Genomic DNA, 15,414 nt, shown 5'->3' with positions numbered 1-15,414 from the left:
CTTAACCTCCCCATGACACGGAGAGCGTGCCGTTAATTTGTGATTCCAAACCAGTGATATGAATGGCCGTAAGTGTCACTCTGAGTTTCTTAAAAAGTAACGCCAACGATGCAAGATCTTCGATCCAACCATCTCTAATGATAATATCTGCCTCGTTACTAGCTGCCCGCAAGGTCATAATAACGTGATCCGTTATGAAGCTTTGCGATATTGACGATTGCAGTTCTTTGCCACTGACTTGAGGCCATAATGGAACACTGCTATCGACGCCCACCAGCAGGGCATGCTTCCAAAACCAAGGGTCAATTGGTTCTGGACTATTCATGGTTATTTCAGCAAAGTTTTGTCGTTTTAAAGGTGTCGTTGACGAAGTTGAAAACTCAATTTGTCCTTTCTGTAGTGTAAGTTGATAGTCTGTAGCATAAATCTCAGGGTCCTGTTTCAGCCATTCAGGAAATATAAAGAGATCAATCAAGGAGTCACGGGCCTCTTGCTTTTCTGCTGTCGCCTGAGCAATGTCAATCGGCAATTGCTGAATGCTCCGCGCAGGTTGTTTAACAAAAAACCACGCCCCAAAAAGAAGACAACATATAAAACTGAAAAAGAAGATAAGTTGATAACGGCCATTCAAAAGCAGGCTGCGAGGCACTTTTTGTAATGCGAGGAGCTGCTCGGTTGTTAATGCTTGCGCAACGTTTGGCTGATGCCAACGCACCGCTGTAATTTCTGCCTCAGTGTTTGCATCAAAATACACTGTAGGTATGAAATCCGGCCTTGCGCACAATCCATCAAAAAGAAATGTTGGTAGTTCTGGACTCAACATTAAGGCAATTAATTTTTCGTCATCCCAAACAATCGTTAGATACTGACTGCGGATAAGTAAGCAGAAGATAATTTGCTTGCTTTGATCAATTTTATCAGCCCAATGCAGATAGTTAGGGCAAGGTTTATCGCTGATACAAAGATAACGGTGGCGTCCACGCCGAAAATAATGAGTGTGGCAGTTCAATAGTTCTCGACGCCAAGAATATATACGAAAGTATGCACGCAAGAGTGACGGTACCGGCTCGACAAGTAGCTGTGATGACATACCCTAACTCCTAATTTAGAATGACCGGGGTCAATAGAATTAATGTTTCAGTCTGTTGTCGCTGGCGTTCTTGGCGACTCCCTAAAACTCGATGCAAGGGTCCTCGCCGATCACTCATATCGGATTTGCTATTCTGCAAACCTGAAATAAGCAAGGTCTCTTGATCTCCCACCATTGCTTTCATAAAAAACTTCTTTTGACTGGTTTGTGGTGTCTGAATCAGGCTATCTCCGGATTTAATCTGCTCAATTCCGTTTAAGTCAGAAAGGGTTGTAGAGAGCTGCAGTAAAACATTAGATTCAATAATGTTGGGTAGGATAAACAGCTCGAAACCCGTACTTACCATACCAGGGATCAACACGTCAGTAGTGCCAACATTGGCGGTTGAAGTACTACCTGCAGAGGCTAAGTAGGTTACATTTTCTTCTAATTGAATTTGAGCAATTTGGTTATTGAGCGTAACCAAACGAGGATGTTTGGTGACGCTGACAGTTCCTTGCTGAGAGATTGCACTTAGCAGTAATTCTGATCCTGCCATAGGTCCGGTCAAGCGCCGATGCGACAAGACTCCACCCATTTGAGTGCCCGCTGAAGATGCCTGATTGGTAAAATTGATGACACCATTGCCACTGGTAAGCTGATAGACGAGATCCCAATCGATTCCCGCTTGATGACTATCATTGAGCACAACATCAACAACCTGAACCTCAATTGCAACCTGCCTTGTCAGTCGTGAATTGAGTTGTTGAAGATAATTTCGAACCAATTCAACATGAAAGGGGACGTCACGAACCAGCACGGATGTAGAGCTCTGATTCAGTGACCAAGTACCTTCATCGGAAAGCAACATCATCAATGCATTCTGAACATCTTGCCAAACCGATAAGTCAGTACTCGAAAAGTTTAAGTATTGACTCGATTGAAAGCTCGGTTGAGCCGCAGCTAGCAAGCTTCCTCCACTATTTGAAGTTGAATTCGAACGACTATCACCGCCGAGAAAGTAACTCGTCGCACCCGCTAAAAAAGCGATATCGAACTCTGCGGTTTCATATTTCTGCCAAGCAACGTAATTATTCCCAAACTGATAAAACAGCCCAGTATGGTCACTTAGTTTGCGCAAAAATTCGCCAACACTTCCGCGATGAGAAAACGAAACGAGTTGATGATGATCGATTTGATCGAACCAACGGACACTTACACCAAGAGGTCCGAAAACATCGAGCATTGCTCGCGACAACGGATAATCCTCGAAATGTAGTTCAATTGTGAATGCAACCCAACTGGGCTGGTTTTCTTGAATCAAAAGCGGAGGGACATACAGTTCCGATGAATAAACGACGACGTTGTCAGCTGCGACGCCATTGTTTGGCATTGAGTAAAGTTTGCGCTGCTCGGCAATGTGCCGCATTACATCTTCTCGCGCTTGCTCCTGATATCCATTTTGCGCACATCCGACAAGTAGAAGACCAACCAACAACCCCGTTACCCATCTCATAACTGAGTACCTCGAGTTTGTCGATCTTGCGGCGACACTACATCCAAGTAGTAGATTTCCGCAGTATGATTCCTGTAAAAACGGATGCCCATGTGGTAGGGGCGCAGTAGTTGCCCTAAAAGTTCATCCAGCGTGGGCGAGCTGATCTGAAATGCCGTCGGCCAGTAATGGCCGTCATTGACTTGCCAAATAATTGTTTGAATTTGACGTTGCTGACGGAGAAACAATTCAAGTTGCGGACGTAACAGCCCTGGCTCTAGCTCAATGGTAAGGCTCGGTGTTTGCTCGAATTCGTCACCTTGCTCCAAAGGCCGATTAAATGGCAGTGATAGCGGTGTTGAATCGATTTGAAGTGGCGGACAAACAGGCAATGCTTGTCCGCTAGCTACATGAGTTGAACTTGCGACACTAAGTAGTACCACAAGACAGAATTGTCTTGGCTGCATAAAAATCCCTTTTTTATTTGGCATCCTGCCAATGCGTCAACATATTACTTCATCGCATTATGTGCTTCGCAACACCGCGAAATAGATTATTTCTTTTTGCTGCTACCCTTTTTCTTAGACGCGGTCGCGCTTTTACCTTCAACGACTGACCAGCGACCTTTTTCAAAGTATGCCTGCCATCCGGTTGGTTTGCCATCCTGTTCAGTCATAACGTACTGAATTTTATTCTTGCGACTAAAGCGCACGACTGCTTCATTACCTTGTTCATCTTCCGCTGGAGCCTCAGCCAGATAGTGAAACTTCTCTGGAAGACGGTCTTTGAAGCGCTGTAGTTCCTTGACCGTAACCGCACGCGTTTCACGTGATTTCGGGAAGGTATTCGCTGACAAGAAAATTCCCGAAGCGCCGTCTCGAAGAACGAAATACGCATCCGATTTTTCACACGGTAGTTCCGGCAAATGGACAGGATCTTCACGCGGTGGCGCGGCCTCTCCATTCTTGAGTAACTTGCGCGTGTTCTTGCACTCATCATTAGTACAGCCGAAATACTTGCCGAATCGTCCCGACTTCAGCTGCATGTCACTGCCACAACGGTCACATTCAATCAACGGACCTTCATAGCCTTTAATCTTGAACTCGCCTTTTTCAATCAAGTAGCCATCACAGACAGGGTTATTCCCACAGACATGTAACTTCCGAGACTGATCCAACAAATAGGAGTCCATCGCCGTGCCGCATTTTTGACAACGCTTTTTCGCCCGTAAGGCCAGCGCTTCAGCTTCATCATCATCGTCACTGACTTTCACAGCTTCATCACCAGGTACCAAATTCAGCGTTTGTGTGCAGCGCTCTTTGGGGGGCAAGTTATAGCCAGTGCAGCCTAAAAATACGCCCGTGGACGCCGTCCGGATCCCCATGGGACGACTACAGGTCGGACACGCGATATCAGTTTCAACCATCTGGTTACTGCGCATGCCGCCGCTTTCTTCGGCCCCTTCAGCGAGTTCTAACTTGTCTTTGAAGTCTTGATAGAATTGGTCTAATGCTTCTTGCCAGTTCTGTTTGCCCACAGCAATATCATCAAGGCGTTGTTCCATTTCCGCAGTGAAGTTATAACTCATTAATTCGCTGAAATTTTCAGTCAAGCGATCAGTAACGATTTCACCCATTTTTTCTGCATAAAAACGTTTATTCTCCACGCGCACATAACCACGGTCTTGAATCGTCGAAATAATCGAAGCATAGGTTGATGGTCGACCAATGCCGCGCTTTTCTAACTCTTTCACTAACGACGCTTCACTAAAACGTGCCGGCGGGCGCGTAAAGTGCTGTTGTGGGTCGATGGCTTGCAAGGACATGGATTGCCCTTTCTGCAGATCTGGTAATTCCGTGTCTTCATTGCCTTTGCGACCTGCAGGCGGCTGTACGCGAGTCCAGCCATCAAATCGCATCACACGCCCTTTGGCCTTTAATTCATAGCCTGCAGCCTCTACAGTGACTGTGGTCGCATCATATTTGGCAGGTGTCATCTGACAGGCAACGAATTGCCGCCAAATCAACTCATAAAGACGCTCTGCATCACGTTCCATACCCGATAATTTTTGCGATGTGACACGGACGTCAGAGGGACGAATCGCCTCATGCGCTTCTTGCGCATTGGCTTTCGAGCCATAGAAATTTGGCTTTGCCGGCAAATAGTCTGACCCATATGACTTTTCAATATGACCGCGCACACTTTGCAGTGCATCAGCACTCAAGTGCGTCGAGTCGGTCCGCATATAGGTGATATAACCCGCTTCGTAGAGGCGTTGTGCGAGCATCATGGTCTTTTTCACACCAAAACCGAGCCGGGTACTTGCTGCTTGCTGCAATGTCGACGTAATAAACGGTGCCGACGGACGACTTTGCGTAGGCTTGTCTTCTCGCCCGATAACGCGATAATCAGCCGGCTTTAACGCTGCAACAGCGGCCATGGCTTGCGCTTCATTGACCGGTTTAAACGCTTCGCCATTGGCTTTGACAACTTCAAAGCGAACTTCATGATTGGCAGCAGCTAGATCGGTAAAAACTTGCCAATACTCTTCTGGAACGAAAGCTTTAATCTCGCGCTCACGTTCAACTACCAACCGTACCGCTACGGACTGCACGCGGCCGGCGGATAATCCACGAGCAATTTTCTTCCACAACAATGGGCTCAGCATAAAGCCAACAACACGGTCGAGGAACCGGCGTGTTTGCTGGGCATTCACACGGGCAATATTGAGTTCCGCAGGTTCGGCGAATGCACTTTGAATCGCCTTCTGGGTAATTTCGTTAAAAACAACGCGTTGATAACGCGAATCATCGCCACCAATTAATTCGCGTAAGTGCCAAGCGATGGCCTCTCCTTCCCTATCCAAATCCGTTGCTAAATAGACGCGGTCAGCTTTTTTGGCCAGTGATTGCAGTTCCTTGACCACTTTCTCTTTACCGGGAAGAACTTCGTAATGCGGCTTCCAGCCATGCTCTGGGTCAATTCCCATGCGCGCAACTAACTTGTCGTACTCACGTTGGCGTTGATACTTTTCTTTTGCATCGGCACTCATTTTGCGCACTTCAGCTGGTGTTTTCGTCGCTGCTTTCGGCACGCTTTTGGTCGGTAGGTCACGTACGTGGCCGACGCTCGACTTCACAATAAAATCTGAGCCTAGATACTTATTAATGGTTTTCGCTTTTGCTGGGGACTCGACAATAACCAGAGATTTAGCCATGAAATCCGTTGTCTCTTCTATTAGTAATTCGAATGATTCGCGTAATTTTGCGTTCTGTATAAACCTTCACAACGAAATGTGCAAGTGAAGTCGCTTTGCTACGCTCTTTTTTAAGGTATATAGGGAATGAGCCTCAGAAACAAGCCGTATTCTGTGAAAAGCGTAAAAACTGACAATATGTGAATACTTACTCACTTTCACATCAGAACACTGGGCAGCCGACAAAATCAGGCCTTTTAACCACGCTTCGGTTGCGTATAATGGCGGATAAACAAGGCAAGAGAAAATGCCACATTTGCAGGAGCGAAATTCATTTATGCAGCACTTTGAAGTCAACTTTGACGGTTTAGTCGGGCCTACACATAACTATGCTGGGTTGTCATTTGGAAATGTCGCATCCCTCAGTAATGCGAAAAGTACATCGAGTCCAAAAGCAGCAGCCAAGCAGGGTTTGGCAAAAATGAAAGCATTACAGGAAATGGGGCTTGTCCAAGGTGTTTTAGCACCGCAAGAACGACCCGATATTTATGCATTGCGCCGCTTAGGCTTCAAAGGTGACGACCACCAAGTTCTTGCCAACGCCGCAAAACATGCGCCAGCAATTTTTCGCGCCTGCTGTTCAGCCTCAAGCATGTGGACGGCTAACGCAGCAACGGTATCGCCGAGTGCCGATACACGTGATGGCAAGGTTCATTTCACTCCAGCTAACCTAACCAATAAGTTTCATCGTTCGCTGGAACCCGAAACGTCTGGCCGAATCCTGCAAGCCATGTTTGCTAACCCGCGATATTTTGAGCATCATCGTCATCTCCCTGATAACGAGCATTTTGGTGACGAAGGCGCCGCAAATCATACGCGTTTTTGCACGGATTATGGTTTTGCAGGTGTTGAACTCTTTGTCTATGGTCGCCATGCTTTTGACAGTTCAAAGCCGGCTCCGACCCGCTATCCAGCTCGACAAACCTATGAAGCATCAGAAGCCATTGCGCGTCTTCATGACCTTTCCGCTGACAACCATGTGTTCATGCAACAGAACCCTGCTGTCATTGATCAAGGCGTCTTTCACAATGACGTGATTGCCGTCGGTAATCAGAATGTCATGTTCTATCATGAAGAGGCATTCTTGAACGAAGCTGCGGGCTTCGCTGAGCTCGAAGCTAAGCTAGGGCAGCCCATGCACTTTATTAAAGTGCCAACGTCAGTAGTGAGCGTTGAAGACGCCGTGAAGACCTATTTATTTAACACCCAGCTGGTTACGTTAAAGCCTGGACATATGGCCATTATCGCCCCGACAGAATGTGAAGAGAACGAGCGTGTTCGTGCCTACTTGCAAGAATTAGTCAGCATGGGTACACCGATTCAGGAAGTTCGTTATTTTGATGTGAAACAGAGCATGCGTAATGGTGGTGGACCTGCATGTTTGCGTTTGCGGGTTGCCTTAAACGACCAAGAGCTTGCCGCAGTTAACCCGCACGTTATTTTAACCGACGAGCTCTTTAAACGATTAAATCAATGGGTTGACAAGCACTATCGCGACGAGCTGTCGACGGATGACTTGGCTGATCCAAGTCTGCTCATAGAATCCAGGACTGCTCTCGATGAACTAACACAAATTATGCATCTTGGCTCTGTGTATCCATTCCAGCGCGATTAAAATCGCGTTTGTAACAATGATAAAGGCCGCTAGAACCAAGTTCCAGCGGCCTTTTCAGTTGGCGAACAGGACGTTATTTCGACGAGTAATTCGTCATCTCAGCACCAGCGGCTGAAAATGCTGGAATCAACCCGGTTTCTCCACCTAAGTGCCCCGCACCAACAGCAATGAAATAAGTGCCTGATGACTGACCAAAATAGGGACGCAAGGTCTCCATCCAGTTGATGTTGCGTTGGTCAAGTACTGCAGCTAATTGTGCCGCATCGAGATCTTCAACTAAAATGGACATCAGACTGTCTAAATCACCATTCACCCAATACATTTTCATCTGCTGTAATTGCTCAACACCTTTATCGAGTTGCTCAAGCAAACGCACCATTTGCTCTTCGTCAGAGCCAACCGCAGCATCCATCAGTGCTTCGATTTGGTCTTGCGCCGTTTCCAAACCAAGCAGCTCACCTTGCATTTCAGCTGCTACTGCTAAAAGCTGCGATTCAGAGCCAAGTTCGGGGCTAAATCCCTCAAGCGCAGCAATTTGCATAATGAGCATCAACTCAAGTAACCATGGCTCTAGCGAGGTCACCTGCATTGGCGGTATACCCACCGCTAACAATTGTTGTTGCAACGCCGACCAAGTCTCTTCTTCAAGGTTTTGCGGAAAGAAGTTGTCGCTGCGCACACCGTTGCCTAACATCACTTCGGCTGCTCGCTCCATTTCTTCAGGTGTAAGCTCCATCCAAACTTTGTCGCTTTGCAAGAAGGCTTCAATACTACGTTCAGATAAACGCATTTCTTCACCTTCGCCAACGTGAATTGTGCCAAGTATCCACCAGGTTTGCTCACCAAATTTCGCCTTATAGAGAATTTCTGCTTGTGCAGAATTCATCCATAACAAGCCAATCACGGCGAGTAAAATCATCCTTAATTGCATCTTCATCGTCCTAATCTCCTTCGTTGTGTAATTCTGGATTCGTCTCATCTTGGTCATCGCCCTGACGCGCCGTGTCATTGCGCGCTGCATCTAAACGATCTAGATAATCTTGATTGATATCACCGGTTACATATTCACCATTAAATACCGACGTTTCAAAGGTCGATAAACTTGGATTTTCTTCTCGAACCGCTGCGATAAGATCAGCTAAATCTTGATAAATGAGACCATCAGCTTTGATTAGCGCTGAGATTTCGGCAACTTCACGACCATAACCGATGAGCTCATTGGCACTCGGCATATCAATGCCATAAACGTTCGGAAAACGTATTTCCGGCGCTGCTGAAGCAAAGTAGACCTTCTTCGCGCCAGCTTCTCTTGCCATCTCAATAATTTGTTCTGAGGTGGTGCCGCGAACAATCGAGTCGTCCACCAACAGTACGTTTTTACCTTTAAACTCGGCACTGATCGCGTTTAACTTACGACGCACTGATTTTCGCCGTTGGGTTTGCCCCGGCATAATAAAGGTGCGACCAATGTAGCGATTTTTTACAAAACCCTGACGATAAGGAATGTTGAGAATACGCGACATTTCTAGAGCGATATCACAAGCAGTTTCTGGAATAGGGATAATTACATCAATATCTAAGTCCGCATACTCACGTTGTATCTTCTCACCAAGTTTCCGTCCCATATTAATCCGGCTTGCATAGACGGAGACACCATCAAGGAAAGAGTCCGGACGAGCAAAGTAGACGTACTCAAAAATACACGGGTTATGTACCGACTTGTCCGAGCATTGTTGGCTAAACAGCTGACCATCTTCGGTAATATAAATTGCTTCACCAGGCTCAACGTCACGCATGTAAACAAACCCAGTACCATCGATTGCAACACTTTCAGACGCAACCATATACTCGGTGCCTTGCGGTGTTTCCCGCTTACCTAAAGCCAGCGGTCGAATACCATGTGGATCACGAAATGCCAATAAGCCATGGCCAATAATCATGGCGACGACCGCATAAGCACCACGCACCTGTTGGTGCAAACGAGACACCACGGCAAACATATCCTCTTCGGTGACAGCAAGGCGGTCAGTTTGGAGTAATTCATGGGCTAAAATATTGAGCAGAATTTCGGAGTCGGAGGAGGTATTGATATGACGGCGAGCTTTGTGAAAGAGTGATTGCTGTAACTCTTCGGCATTCGTCAAGTTGCCATTATGGGCCATGGCAATTCCAAACGGCGAATTCACATAAAACGGCTGCGCTTCCGCCGAACTACTGCTGCCGGCGGTCGGGTAACGGACATGTCCAATCCCGAGATTGCCACTCAAACGTCGCATGTGCCGCGTATGGAAGACATCGCGAACCAATCCATTCGACTTGCGTAGGCGCAAGGTTTGACCTTCGATTGTCATGATTCCAGCTGCGTCTTGGCCGCGATGCTGTAACATTGTTAATCCATCGTAGAGGGCTTGGTTAACCGGTTGGTTACCTACGATTCCTACTACTCCGCACATGCATGAACCTCTCAGTAATTAACTTTGCTGTAAAAAGCTTGACGAGTTTTCGAAGTATTCGAAAAACCATTGAATGTAGATTGTAAAATGAGGAATTAAAGTAGATTGTTGCCACCAGCTTTGCTGAGCAATCGGGGTAAACGCATCGGCAAAAAACAAGAATGCACTCACCACCAAAACGCCACGTAGCGCACCAAAAATGCCGCCAAGCAGACGGTCAGTGCCGGTCAAGCCGGTCTTTTCAACTAAGGAACCGATAAGATGAACAACAATGGCGCCAGAAATTAAGGTCAGTACAAATAAAATGGCAATTGCCACCCCATTGCGAATCATGGGGTCTTCTATGCTGGTAAAATACGCAGCTAATTCGTGGTAAAACTGACTAGCGACAACAAATGCGGCGATCCAAACCCCTAACGAAAGCGCTTCACGAACAAAACCGCGAACGAGGCTGATGATAATCGACAATGCGATAATCGCAATGAGTACGAGGTCAAACCATTCCATAAGTCGCTCACCTTGGATGTAATTCGCGCGAAATTTTAACTCAATTCCACGCGCTTGTCCTTGTTATTTTACTGAGCAGGTTGATACTCGACGATACGTCCGTCAAGACTAACAATTTGCTTCAGCTCTGGAATTTTTTGCTCGAGCCGACTGCGATCGATATCCGGCCCAACCAGCAGTAATGTTAACGACTGACCTTGGCTATTTCTGACTAAACGACTGTAAGCGGGATGGCCTTCAGCTCTAAGTGTGGCCACTAATTCCGCAACCCGATCTGCATTGCGAAAAGCGCCAAGTTGAATTGCCCATGCATCACCGGATACTTCTTCGGCTGCCGAACCGGTATTTTCTTCAATCACAGGCTCGATTGTCCTTGGTGTTTCAACCCGGTTCTGCGCTGTAGCCTCAAGTCTTGCTTCTTGGGGCTCAGCATCGGTCACTTCGCCGTCATAAGTCAGCAGTTGCCGCTCAGTGAGTGCGTCAAAGTCATCCGGAAACTCCGCCCTCTCCGGCACGGTATTGAGGTCTGGGCGCAATGGACTGACTTGGATATCATTGTCGAATTGATAATTCTTACCCGCCAATAGATCCGGTAGAATAATGACCGCTAAGGCAATCACGATCACTGTTCCAACAATTCTATTCTGTAATGCGCTCGCCACTCTTCGACTCCTTCAACAATGCCGTTTTGATTGCTGATACGGTTAAAAACGATCCGAAACCAAGAATGATATCGTTCTCATTCGATTGATTTACTGCCGCAAAAAGCGCCTCAGCGACGCTTTCGTGACAACTCGACGGTGCTGATAGCGGTAGGTTCGCCGCTAAGGCTTCCGCTGTTGTGCCACGTATACCCGATAATGGCGCTAGGTACCAATGTTGGATCACCGGCAGCAACTCAGCTAGTGTGCCTTGTTGATCCTTATCATTCAACATCGCGCACACGGCCTTTACCGATTTGTCACCAAAGCGCAGTTTAAGTTCACCCGCCAAGTATTTTGCGGCGTGAGGATTGTGTCCTACATCGACAATGACAATTGGCTTGTTCTGAATAACTTCCAACCGTCCGGCCAATTCAGCATCACACAAGCCTTGCTTGATTGCTGATAGTTCAACTTGAAGTGGGCTTAACTGCAGCGCCGCCAAGGCTGTCGCCGCATTGATTAAGGGTAATTGTGGCACTGGCAAGTCAGTCCACGTCGCGCGTGGCCCGATAAAATCAAATGTGTCTTGATGACGCTCATACCGATAATCTCGTCCCACACAACAAAGTCTGCTAGCAATGGTTTGTGCATGCGTTAATAATTTTTGCGGTGGTTCAGGATCACCACAAACAGCAGGACAATGCGGGCGAAACACACCAGCCTTTTCAAAGCCAATATCCTCGCGATTATCACCTAGAAATGCGACATGATCGACACCAATACTGGTGACCATCGCTACATCAGCATCGACAATGTTGACTGCGTCTAAACGACCACCAAGACCAACTTCTAACACGACGACGTCTGGTTGAAGTTGCTGCACAAGCCACAATGCAGCTAAGGTTGAGTATTCAAAATACGTTAAAGATGTTTCACCGCGGCCCTGTTCAATCGCCTGAAACGCCTTGATGTGCATGGAGTCTGGCAGTTCATCATCATTGTAACGCACGCGTTCACTATAGCGCTCAATATGGGGTGAGGTGTAGGCGACGACCGACCGGCCAGCCGCCAAACAGATTTTCTCCAAAAACCGTACCGTCGAGCCTTTGCCATTGGTCCCCGCAACGACAAAATTAACGCTTGGCAAGGCAAGTAGGTTTAAACGATTGGCGACTTGACGCACGCGATCAAGCCCCATATCAATTGGACGATTATGGATAGTCTCAAGATAAACAAGCCACTGGGAAAGATCCCAAGTGGCTTGTTCTGAAGCAGAAGTATTCAATGACGTCTTCTCTTAGTCAGTCTTATCTTCAGCAGGGTTTACACTCGGAAGATGCTGTAGTTTCGCCAGTAAGCCAGCTAAACGATCGCGCATTTCGCGACGGTCAACGATCATATCAATCGCGCCATGTTCAAGCAAAAACTCGGCACGCTGGAAACCCGGTGGCAAAGTTTCACGAACCGTTTGCTCGATAACTCGTGGACCGGCGAATCCGATTAAAGCCTTCGGTTCGGCGACATTGACATCGCCGAGCATCGCTAAGCTTGCAGAAACACCACCCATGGTCGGATCGGTTAACACCGAAATATACGGCAAACCTTCTTCACTCATCCGTGCCAAGGCAGCCGATGTTTTTGCCATTTGCATCAGCGACAGCAAGGCTTCTTGCATACGAGCGCCGCCGGATGCAGAAAAACACACCAAGGGAATTTTGCGTTCGAGACAAACTTCAGCAGCTTTGACAAAACGTGCGCCAACAACTGAGGCCATCGAGCCGCCCATAAAGTTAAATTCAAAAGCGGTAACCACTAACGGCAACCCTTTCAATGTACCACTCATGGCGACTAACGCGTCTTTTTCACCGGTTGCCTTTTGCGCGGCAGCTAAGCGATCTTTATATTTTTTCGTGTCGCGAAACTTAAGTTTGTCTTGTGGCTCGAGTTCTGCACCGATCTCTTCGCGTCCCTCTGGGTCGAGAAATCCATCTAAACGCTCACGCGCAGTGACGCGCATGTGATGGTTACATTTCGGACAGACATTCAGATTACGTTCAAGATCCGCACGATAAAGTATGGCTTCACAGCCTTCGCATTTATTCCACACACCCTCTGGAATATTCTTCTTTTTACTCGATTGCGGCTTCGCAAGAATTCGCTCAATCCAGCTCATAAAAACCTTCTTTCATTGACTATGTGTCGCCACTCTCAGACTGACGCGTTCAAGGCAGACAGCAGAATGAGGTAGATAATGGATATGGCTGCACATTAAAGCACAATCTGTCGCATTAGTGCAGTCTCAAGTGGTCTAAACTGTTTATAACTGGTCCGGCAGAAAAAGAGGACCCAATGCCGTTTTCGGTAGCCCCAAGTGGTCGGGATAAAGCACATCAACCAAATAAAGACCGTTCGGCTTAGCCGTGGCCGCAGCCAAGGTTCGGTCGCGTGCCGCCAATACATCTTCAAGCCATGTTTTGTTCTGCTCACCGCGACCGACCATACAGAGCGAGCCAACAATATTTCGCACCATATGATGGACAAATGCGTTTGCTTGAATATCAACGATGACATATTCACCCAAGCGACAAACATGAATAAAATGGATATTCCGATTCGGCGTATTGGACTGACATTGCGCGGCACGAAAAGAACTAAAGTCCTGTTCGCCAATGAGGCATTGCGCAGCATCGTGCATTGCTTCGGCATCAAGTGGCGGATAAAAGTGAGTGACCGCTTTGCCTCCAATGCCAGGTCGAAGCGGGCCGTTGTGAAGCAGATAACGATAGCGCCGCGCTGTCGCCGAAAAACGGGCGCTAAAGTTGTCTGGTACGGGGGCCATCCACTGTACCGCTATGCCGTCCGGTAAGTGAGTGTTCACCCCAAGTGTCCATGCGCGCGGCGAACGTTCGCTTTCGGTATCAAAGTGAACGACTTGGCCGGTCGCATGAACGCCAGCATCAGTGCGACCGGCACAGACGACCTGCACTGGATGCGCGGCCACCTTCGCCAGCGCTACTTCTAAGTGTTCTTGTACGCTTGGTACTTCATGTTGACGTTGCCAGCCGAAATAAGAACTGCCATCGTATTCCAATCCGAGCGCTATACGCATGTGACTATCGTTTTTCCTTTATTTTTTCGAGTAATTGTTGGGCTTCCTGGAGGAGTTCCGCATTGGCATGCTGAACGACTTCTCGAATCGCGGACTCAGCCTCAGCGACCTCACCCATCTCCAAATAAGCGCGCGCCAAATCAAGCTGTGCAGCCAGTTGTTCATGTTCATATTCGGCCGCTTCTTCCGCGGTTTGACCGTCATCCTCATCGCTATCAGGGTCCGCATCAGCTTCTGCCTCTTCGATGATGTCGTCAATTTCCCTGAATGCTGCTGGCACTGCCGAAGGCTCTTCCGAAGGCACCGCCGAAAGCTCTTGTGTTGTCGAAGGCGCAGCGTCCGCTAGCTCCTGTCTTTCGTCAATGACCGGTACCACAGCCTGCTCGGCCTCAAGTTCTTCGCTACGTTGCTTATCGGCCGCAATTTCATACGGTGTTTTTTGCACTGTTTGTAATTTCAGTGAAGTCAATTCACGACGACTTCTAAACACCAATAACAATAAGATAAAAGCCAATACCGCAAGGGCAACTAACGCCAACTTCCACGGATCTTCCCACGCTGATTGTTCTGCTGACGCTAACGATGAGCTAGGCCGCGTTTGACGCTGCAATGCCAGTAACTCACGTTCGGCCGCCGCCGACTCTTCTAGGTTGCTACGCAATTCTTCCAATAAGGCCTCTAGCTCTTGTAAGCGAGCCTGTAGCGATTCATTGCGCTCAGCGAATTGCCGCGCATCACTTTCGGTTTCGAGCAATTGTTGTCTAATTTCAGCAAGCTCTTCTTCATGTTGTGCTTGTAACGCCTGAACTTGCGGGCTCGCTCGCGTAATCAGTTCACCGCCGAGTTGCGCCACCATACGTTGACGTGCTTCCTCCGCATCAATAGCGCGAATTTCGTTAGCTGACGGAATTAATAAGGTCACATTCGAGAGCAACTCATGGACATTGCCATTTGGAAACGCATGCGGGTTTGCATCAATGATCGCAGCCATGGTCTGGTATACACTGACACTACGATCGGGGTGAAAACGATTCGCAATCAGCCAGAGCGTTTCTCGCCGTTGAATTGGCCCATACAGCTGCTGACCGGGTTCGGTCACTGCGGGTGTTTCGACCGATTGCCCAGTTGCTTCTTGTTTGGCGTAACCAGTAGCTGTAAACGCCAAACTGAGCAAGCAAACGAATAGGCTCAAAGCGATAAATTGACGCTGTGTTTGTATTTTTGATCGGGCTATTATTTTCATTATTCTGTCCCTGCTGCAATTAA

At 47.7% G+C, this 15,414-nt stretch carries 13 protein-coding genes; 1 reads left to right on the top strand and 12 read right to left on the bottom strand.

The features are described from left to right. Position 1: 1 nt before the first annotated feature. From LAT77_RS05880 to topA, 4 genes are all read right to left on the bottom strand, one after another. Entirely contained in the window at positions 2-1,090 is a 1,089-nt protein-coding gene (locus tag LAT77_RS05880) for a hypothetical protein (RefSeq protein WP_290563635.1), read from the bottom strand. 10 nt (positions 1,091-1,100) lie between these two features. Beyond that, a complete protein-coding gene (locus tag LAT77_RS05875; protein WP_290563634.1) occupies positions 1,101-2,585 on the bottom strand; it encodes a hypothetical protein in 1,485 nt (494 codons plus the stop codon). Continuing rightward, complete coding sequence (locus tag LAT77_RS05870) at positions 2,582-3,031, bottom strand: hypothetical protein (RefSeq protein ID WP_290563633.1); 450 nt, start codon at positions 3,029-3,031, stop codon at positions 2,582-2,584. The genes LAT77_RS05875 and LAT77_RS05870 overlap by 4 nt, the downstream gene beginning before the upstream one ends. Positions 3,032-3,117: 86 nt before the next feature. Next, positions 3,118-5,781 carry a type I DNA topoisomerase gene (gene topA / locus LAT77_RS05865; RefSeq protein WP_290563632.1) on the bottom strand — a complete coding sequence of 888 codons (2,664 nt, stop codon included), beginning with the start codon at positions 5,779-5,781 and terminating at the stop codon, positions 3,118-3,120. 316 nt (positions 5,782-6,097) lie between these two features. Between topA and astB the strand changes: the two genes are divergently transcribed. Then, positions 6,098-7,435, top strand: a complete 1,338-nt coding sequence (gene astB, locus LAT77_RS05860; protein WP_290563631.1) for an N-succinylarginine dihydrolase — start codon at positions 6,098-6,100, stop codon at positions 7,433-7,435. Positions 7,436-7,508: 73 nt separating this feature from the next. On the opposite strand, the gene LAT77_RS05855 is transcribed toward astB, so the two are convergent. The 8 genes from LAT77_RS05855 to LAT77_RS05820 all read right to left on the bottom strand — a co-directional run bounded on the left by LAT77_RS05855 (position 7,509) and on the right by LAT77_RS05820 (position 15,391). Then, the gene (locus LAT77_RS05855; RefSeq protein WP_290563630.1) at positions 7,509-8,372 is read right to left on the bottom strand and encodes a TraB/GumN family protein; all 864 of its coding nucleotides are present in this window, start codon (positions 8,370-8,372) and stop codon (positions 7,509-7,511) included. 4 nt (positions 8,373-8,376) lie between these two features. Next, positions 8,377-9,888 (bottom strand): amidophosphoribosyltransferase, encoded by a 1,512-nt coding sequence (gene purF / locus LAT77_RS05850; RefSeq protein ID WP_290563629.1) that lies wholly within the window; start codon positions 9,886-9,888, stop codon positions 8,377-8,379. An 18-nt stretch (positions 9,889-9,906) separates the two neighbouring features. Beyond that, entirely contained in the window at positions 9,907-10,395 is a 489-nt protein-coding gene (locus LAT77_RS05845) for a CvpA family protein (RefSeq protein WP_290563628.1), read from the bottom strand. Between the two features lie 68 nt (positions 10,396-10,463). Next, a complete protein-coding gene (locus LAT77_RS05840) occupies positions 10,464-11,057 on the bottom strand; it encodes an SPOR domain-containing protein (protein WP_290563627.1) in 594 nt (197 codons plus the stop codon). Continuing rightward, the gene (gene folC / locus LAT77_RS05835; RefSeq protein WP_290563626.1) at positions 11,035-12,324 is read right to left on the bottom strand and encodes a bifunctional tetrahydrofolate synthase/dihydrofolate synthase; all 1,290 of its coding nucleotides are present in this window, start codon (positions 12,322-12,324) and stop codon (positions 11,035-11,037) included. The genes LAT77_RS05840 and folC overlap by 23 nt, the downstream gene beginning before the upstream one ends. A gap of 12 nt (positions 12,325-12,336) precedes the next feature. Next, positions 12,337-13,212 carry an acetyl-CoA carboxylase, carboxyltransferase subunit beta gene (gene accD, locus LAT77_RS05830; RefSeq protein ID WP_290563625.1) on the bottom strand — a complete coding sequence of 292 codons (876 nt, stop codon included), beginning with the start codon at positions 13,210-13,212 and terminating at the stop codon, positions 12,337-12,339. A 144-nt stretch (positions 13,213-13,356) separates the two neighbouring features. Then, entirely contained in the window at positions 13,357-14,148 is a 792-nt protein-coding gene (gene truA / locus LAT77_RS05825; protein WP_290563624.1) for a tRNA pseudouridine(38-40) synthase TruA, read from the bottom strand. Between the two features lie 4 nt (positions 14,149-14,152). Further along, on the bottom strand, positions 14,153-15,391 hold the full coding sequence (locus tag LAT77_RS05820) for a FimV/HubP family polar landmark protein (protein WP_290563623.1): 1,239 nt from the start codon (positions 15,389-15,391) through the stop codon (positions 14,153-14,155). Positions 15,392-15,414 lie beyond the last annotated feature (23 nt).

This window comes from Aliidiomarina sp. (assembly GCF_022565475.1).
Classification (GTDB): Bacteria; Pseudomonadota; Gammaproteobacteria; order Enterobacterales; family Alteromonadaceae; genus Aliidiomarina.
This window is presented reverse-complemented; position numbering and strand designations above follow the sequence as displayed.

Bases quoted from the DNA above. Each gene is read 5' to 3' on its own strand.
- LAT77_RS05880 (WP_290563635.1), bottom strand. From the start codon at position 1,090: ATGTCATCACAGCTACTTGTCGAGCCGGTACCGTCACTCTTGCGTGCA.
- LAT77_RS05875 (WP_290563634.1), bottom strand. From the start codon at position 2,585: ATGAGATGGGTAACGGGGTTGTTGGTTGGTCTTCTACTTGTCGGATGT.
- LAT77_RS05870 (WP_290563633.1), bottom strand. From the start codon at position 3,031: ATGCAGCCAAGACAATTCTGTCTTGTGGTACTACTTAGTGTCGCAAGT.
- topA (WP_290563632.1), bottom strand. From the start codon at position 5,781: ATGGCTAAATCTCTGGTTATTGTCGAGTCCCCAGCAAAAGCGAAAACC.
- astB (WP_290563631.1), top strand. From the start codon at position 6,098: ATGCAGCACTTTGAAGTCAACTTTGACGGTTTAGTCGGGCCTACACAT.
- LAT77_RS05855 (WP_290563630.1), bottom strand. From the start codon at position 8,372: ATGAAGATGCAATTAAGGATGATTTTACTCGCCGTGATTGGCTTGTTA.
- purF (WP_290563629.1), bottom strand. From the start codon at position 9,888: ATGTGCGGAGTAGTAGGAATCGTAGGTAACCAACCGGTTAACCAAGCC.
- LAT77_RS05845 (WP_290563628.1), bottom strand. From the start codon at position 10,395: ATGGAATGGTTTGACCTCGTACTCATTGCGATTATCGCATTGTCGATT.
- accD (WP_290563625.1), bottom strand. From the start codon at position 13,212: ATGAGCTGGATTGAGCGAATTCTTGCGAAGCCGCAATCGAGTAAAAAG.
- truA (WP_290563624.1), bottom strand. From the start codon at position 14,148: ATGCGTATAGCGCTCGGATTGGAATACGATGGCAGTTCTTATTTCGGC.
- LAT77_RS05820 (WP_290563623.1), bottom strand. From the start codon at position 15,391: ATGAAAATAATAGCCCGATCAAAAATACAAACACAGCGTCAATTTATC.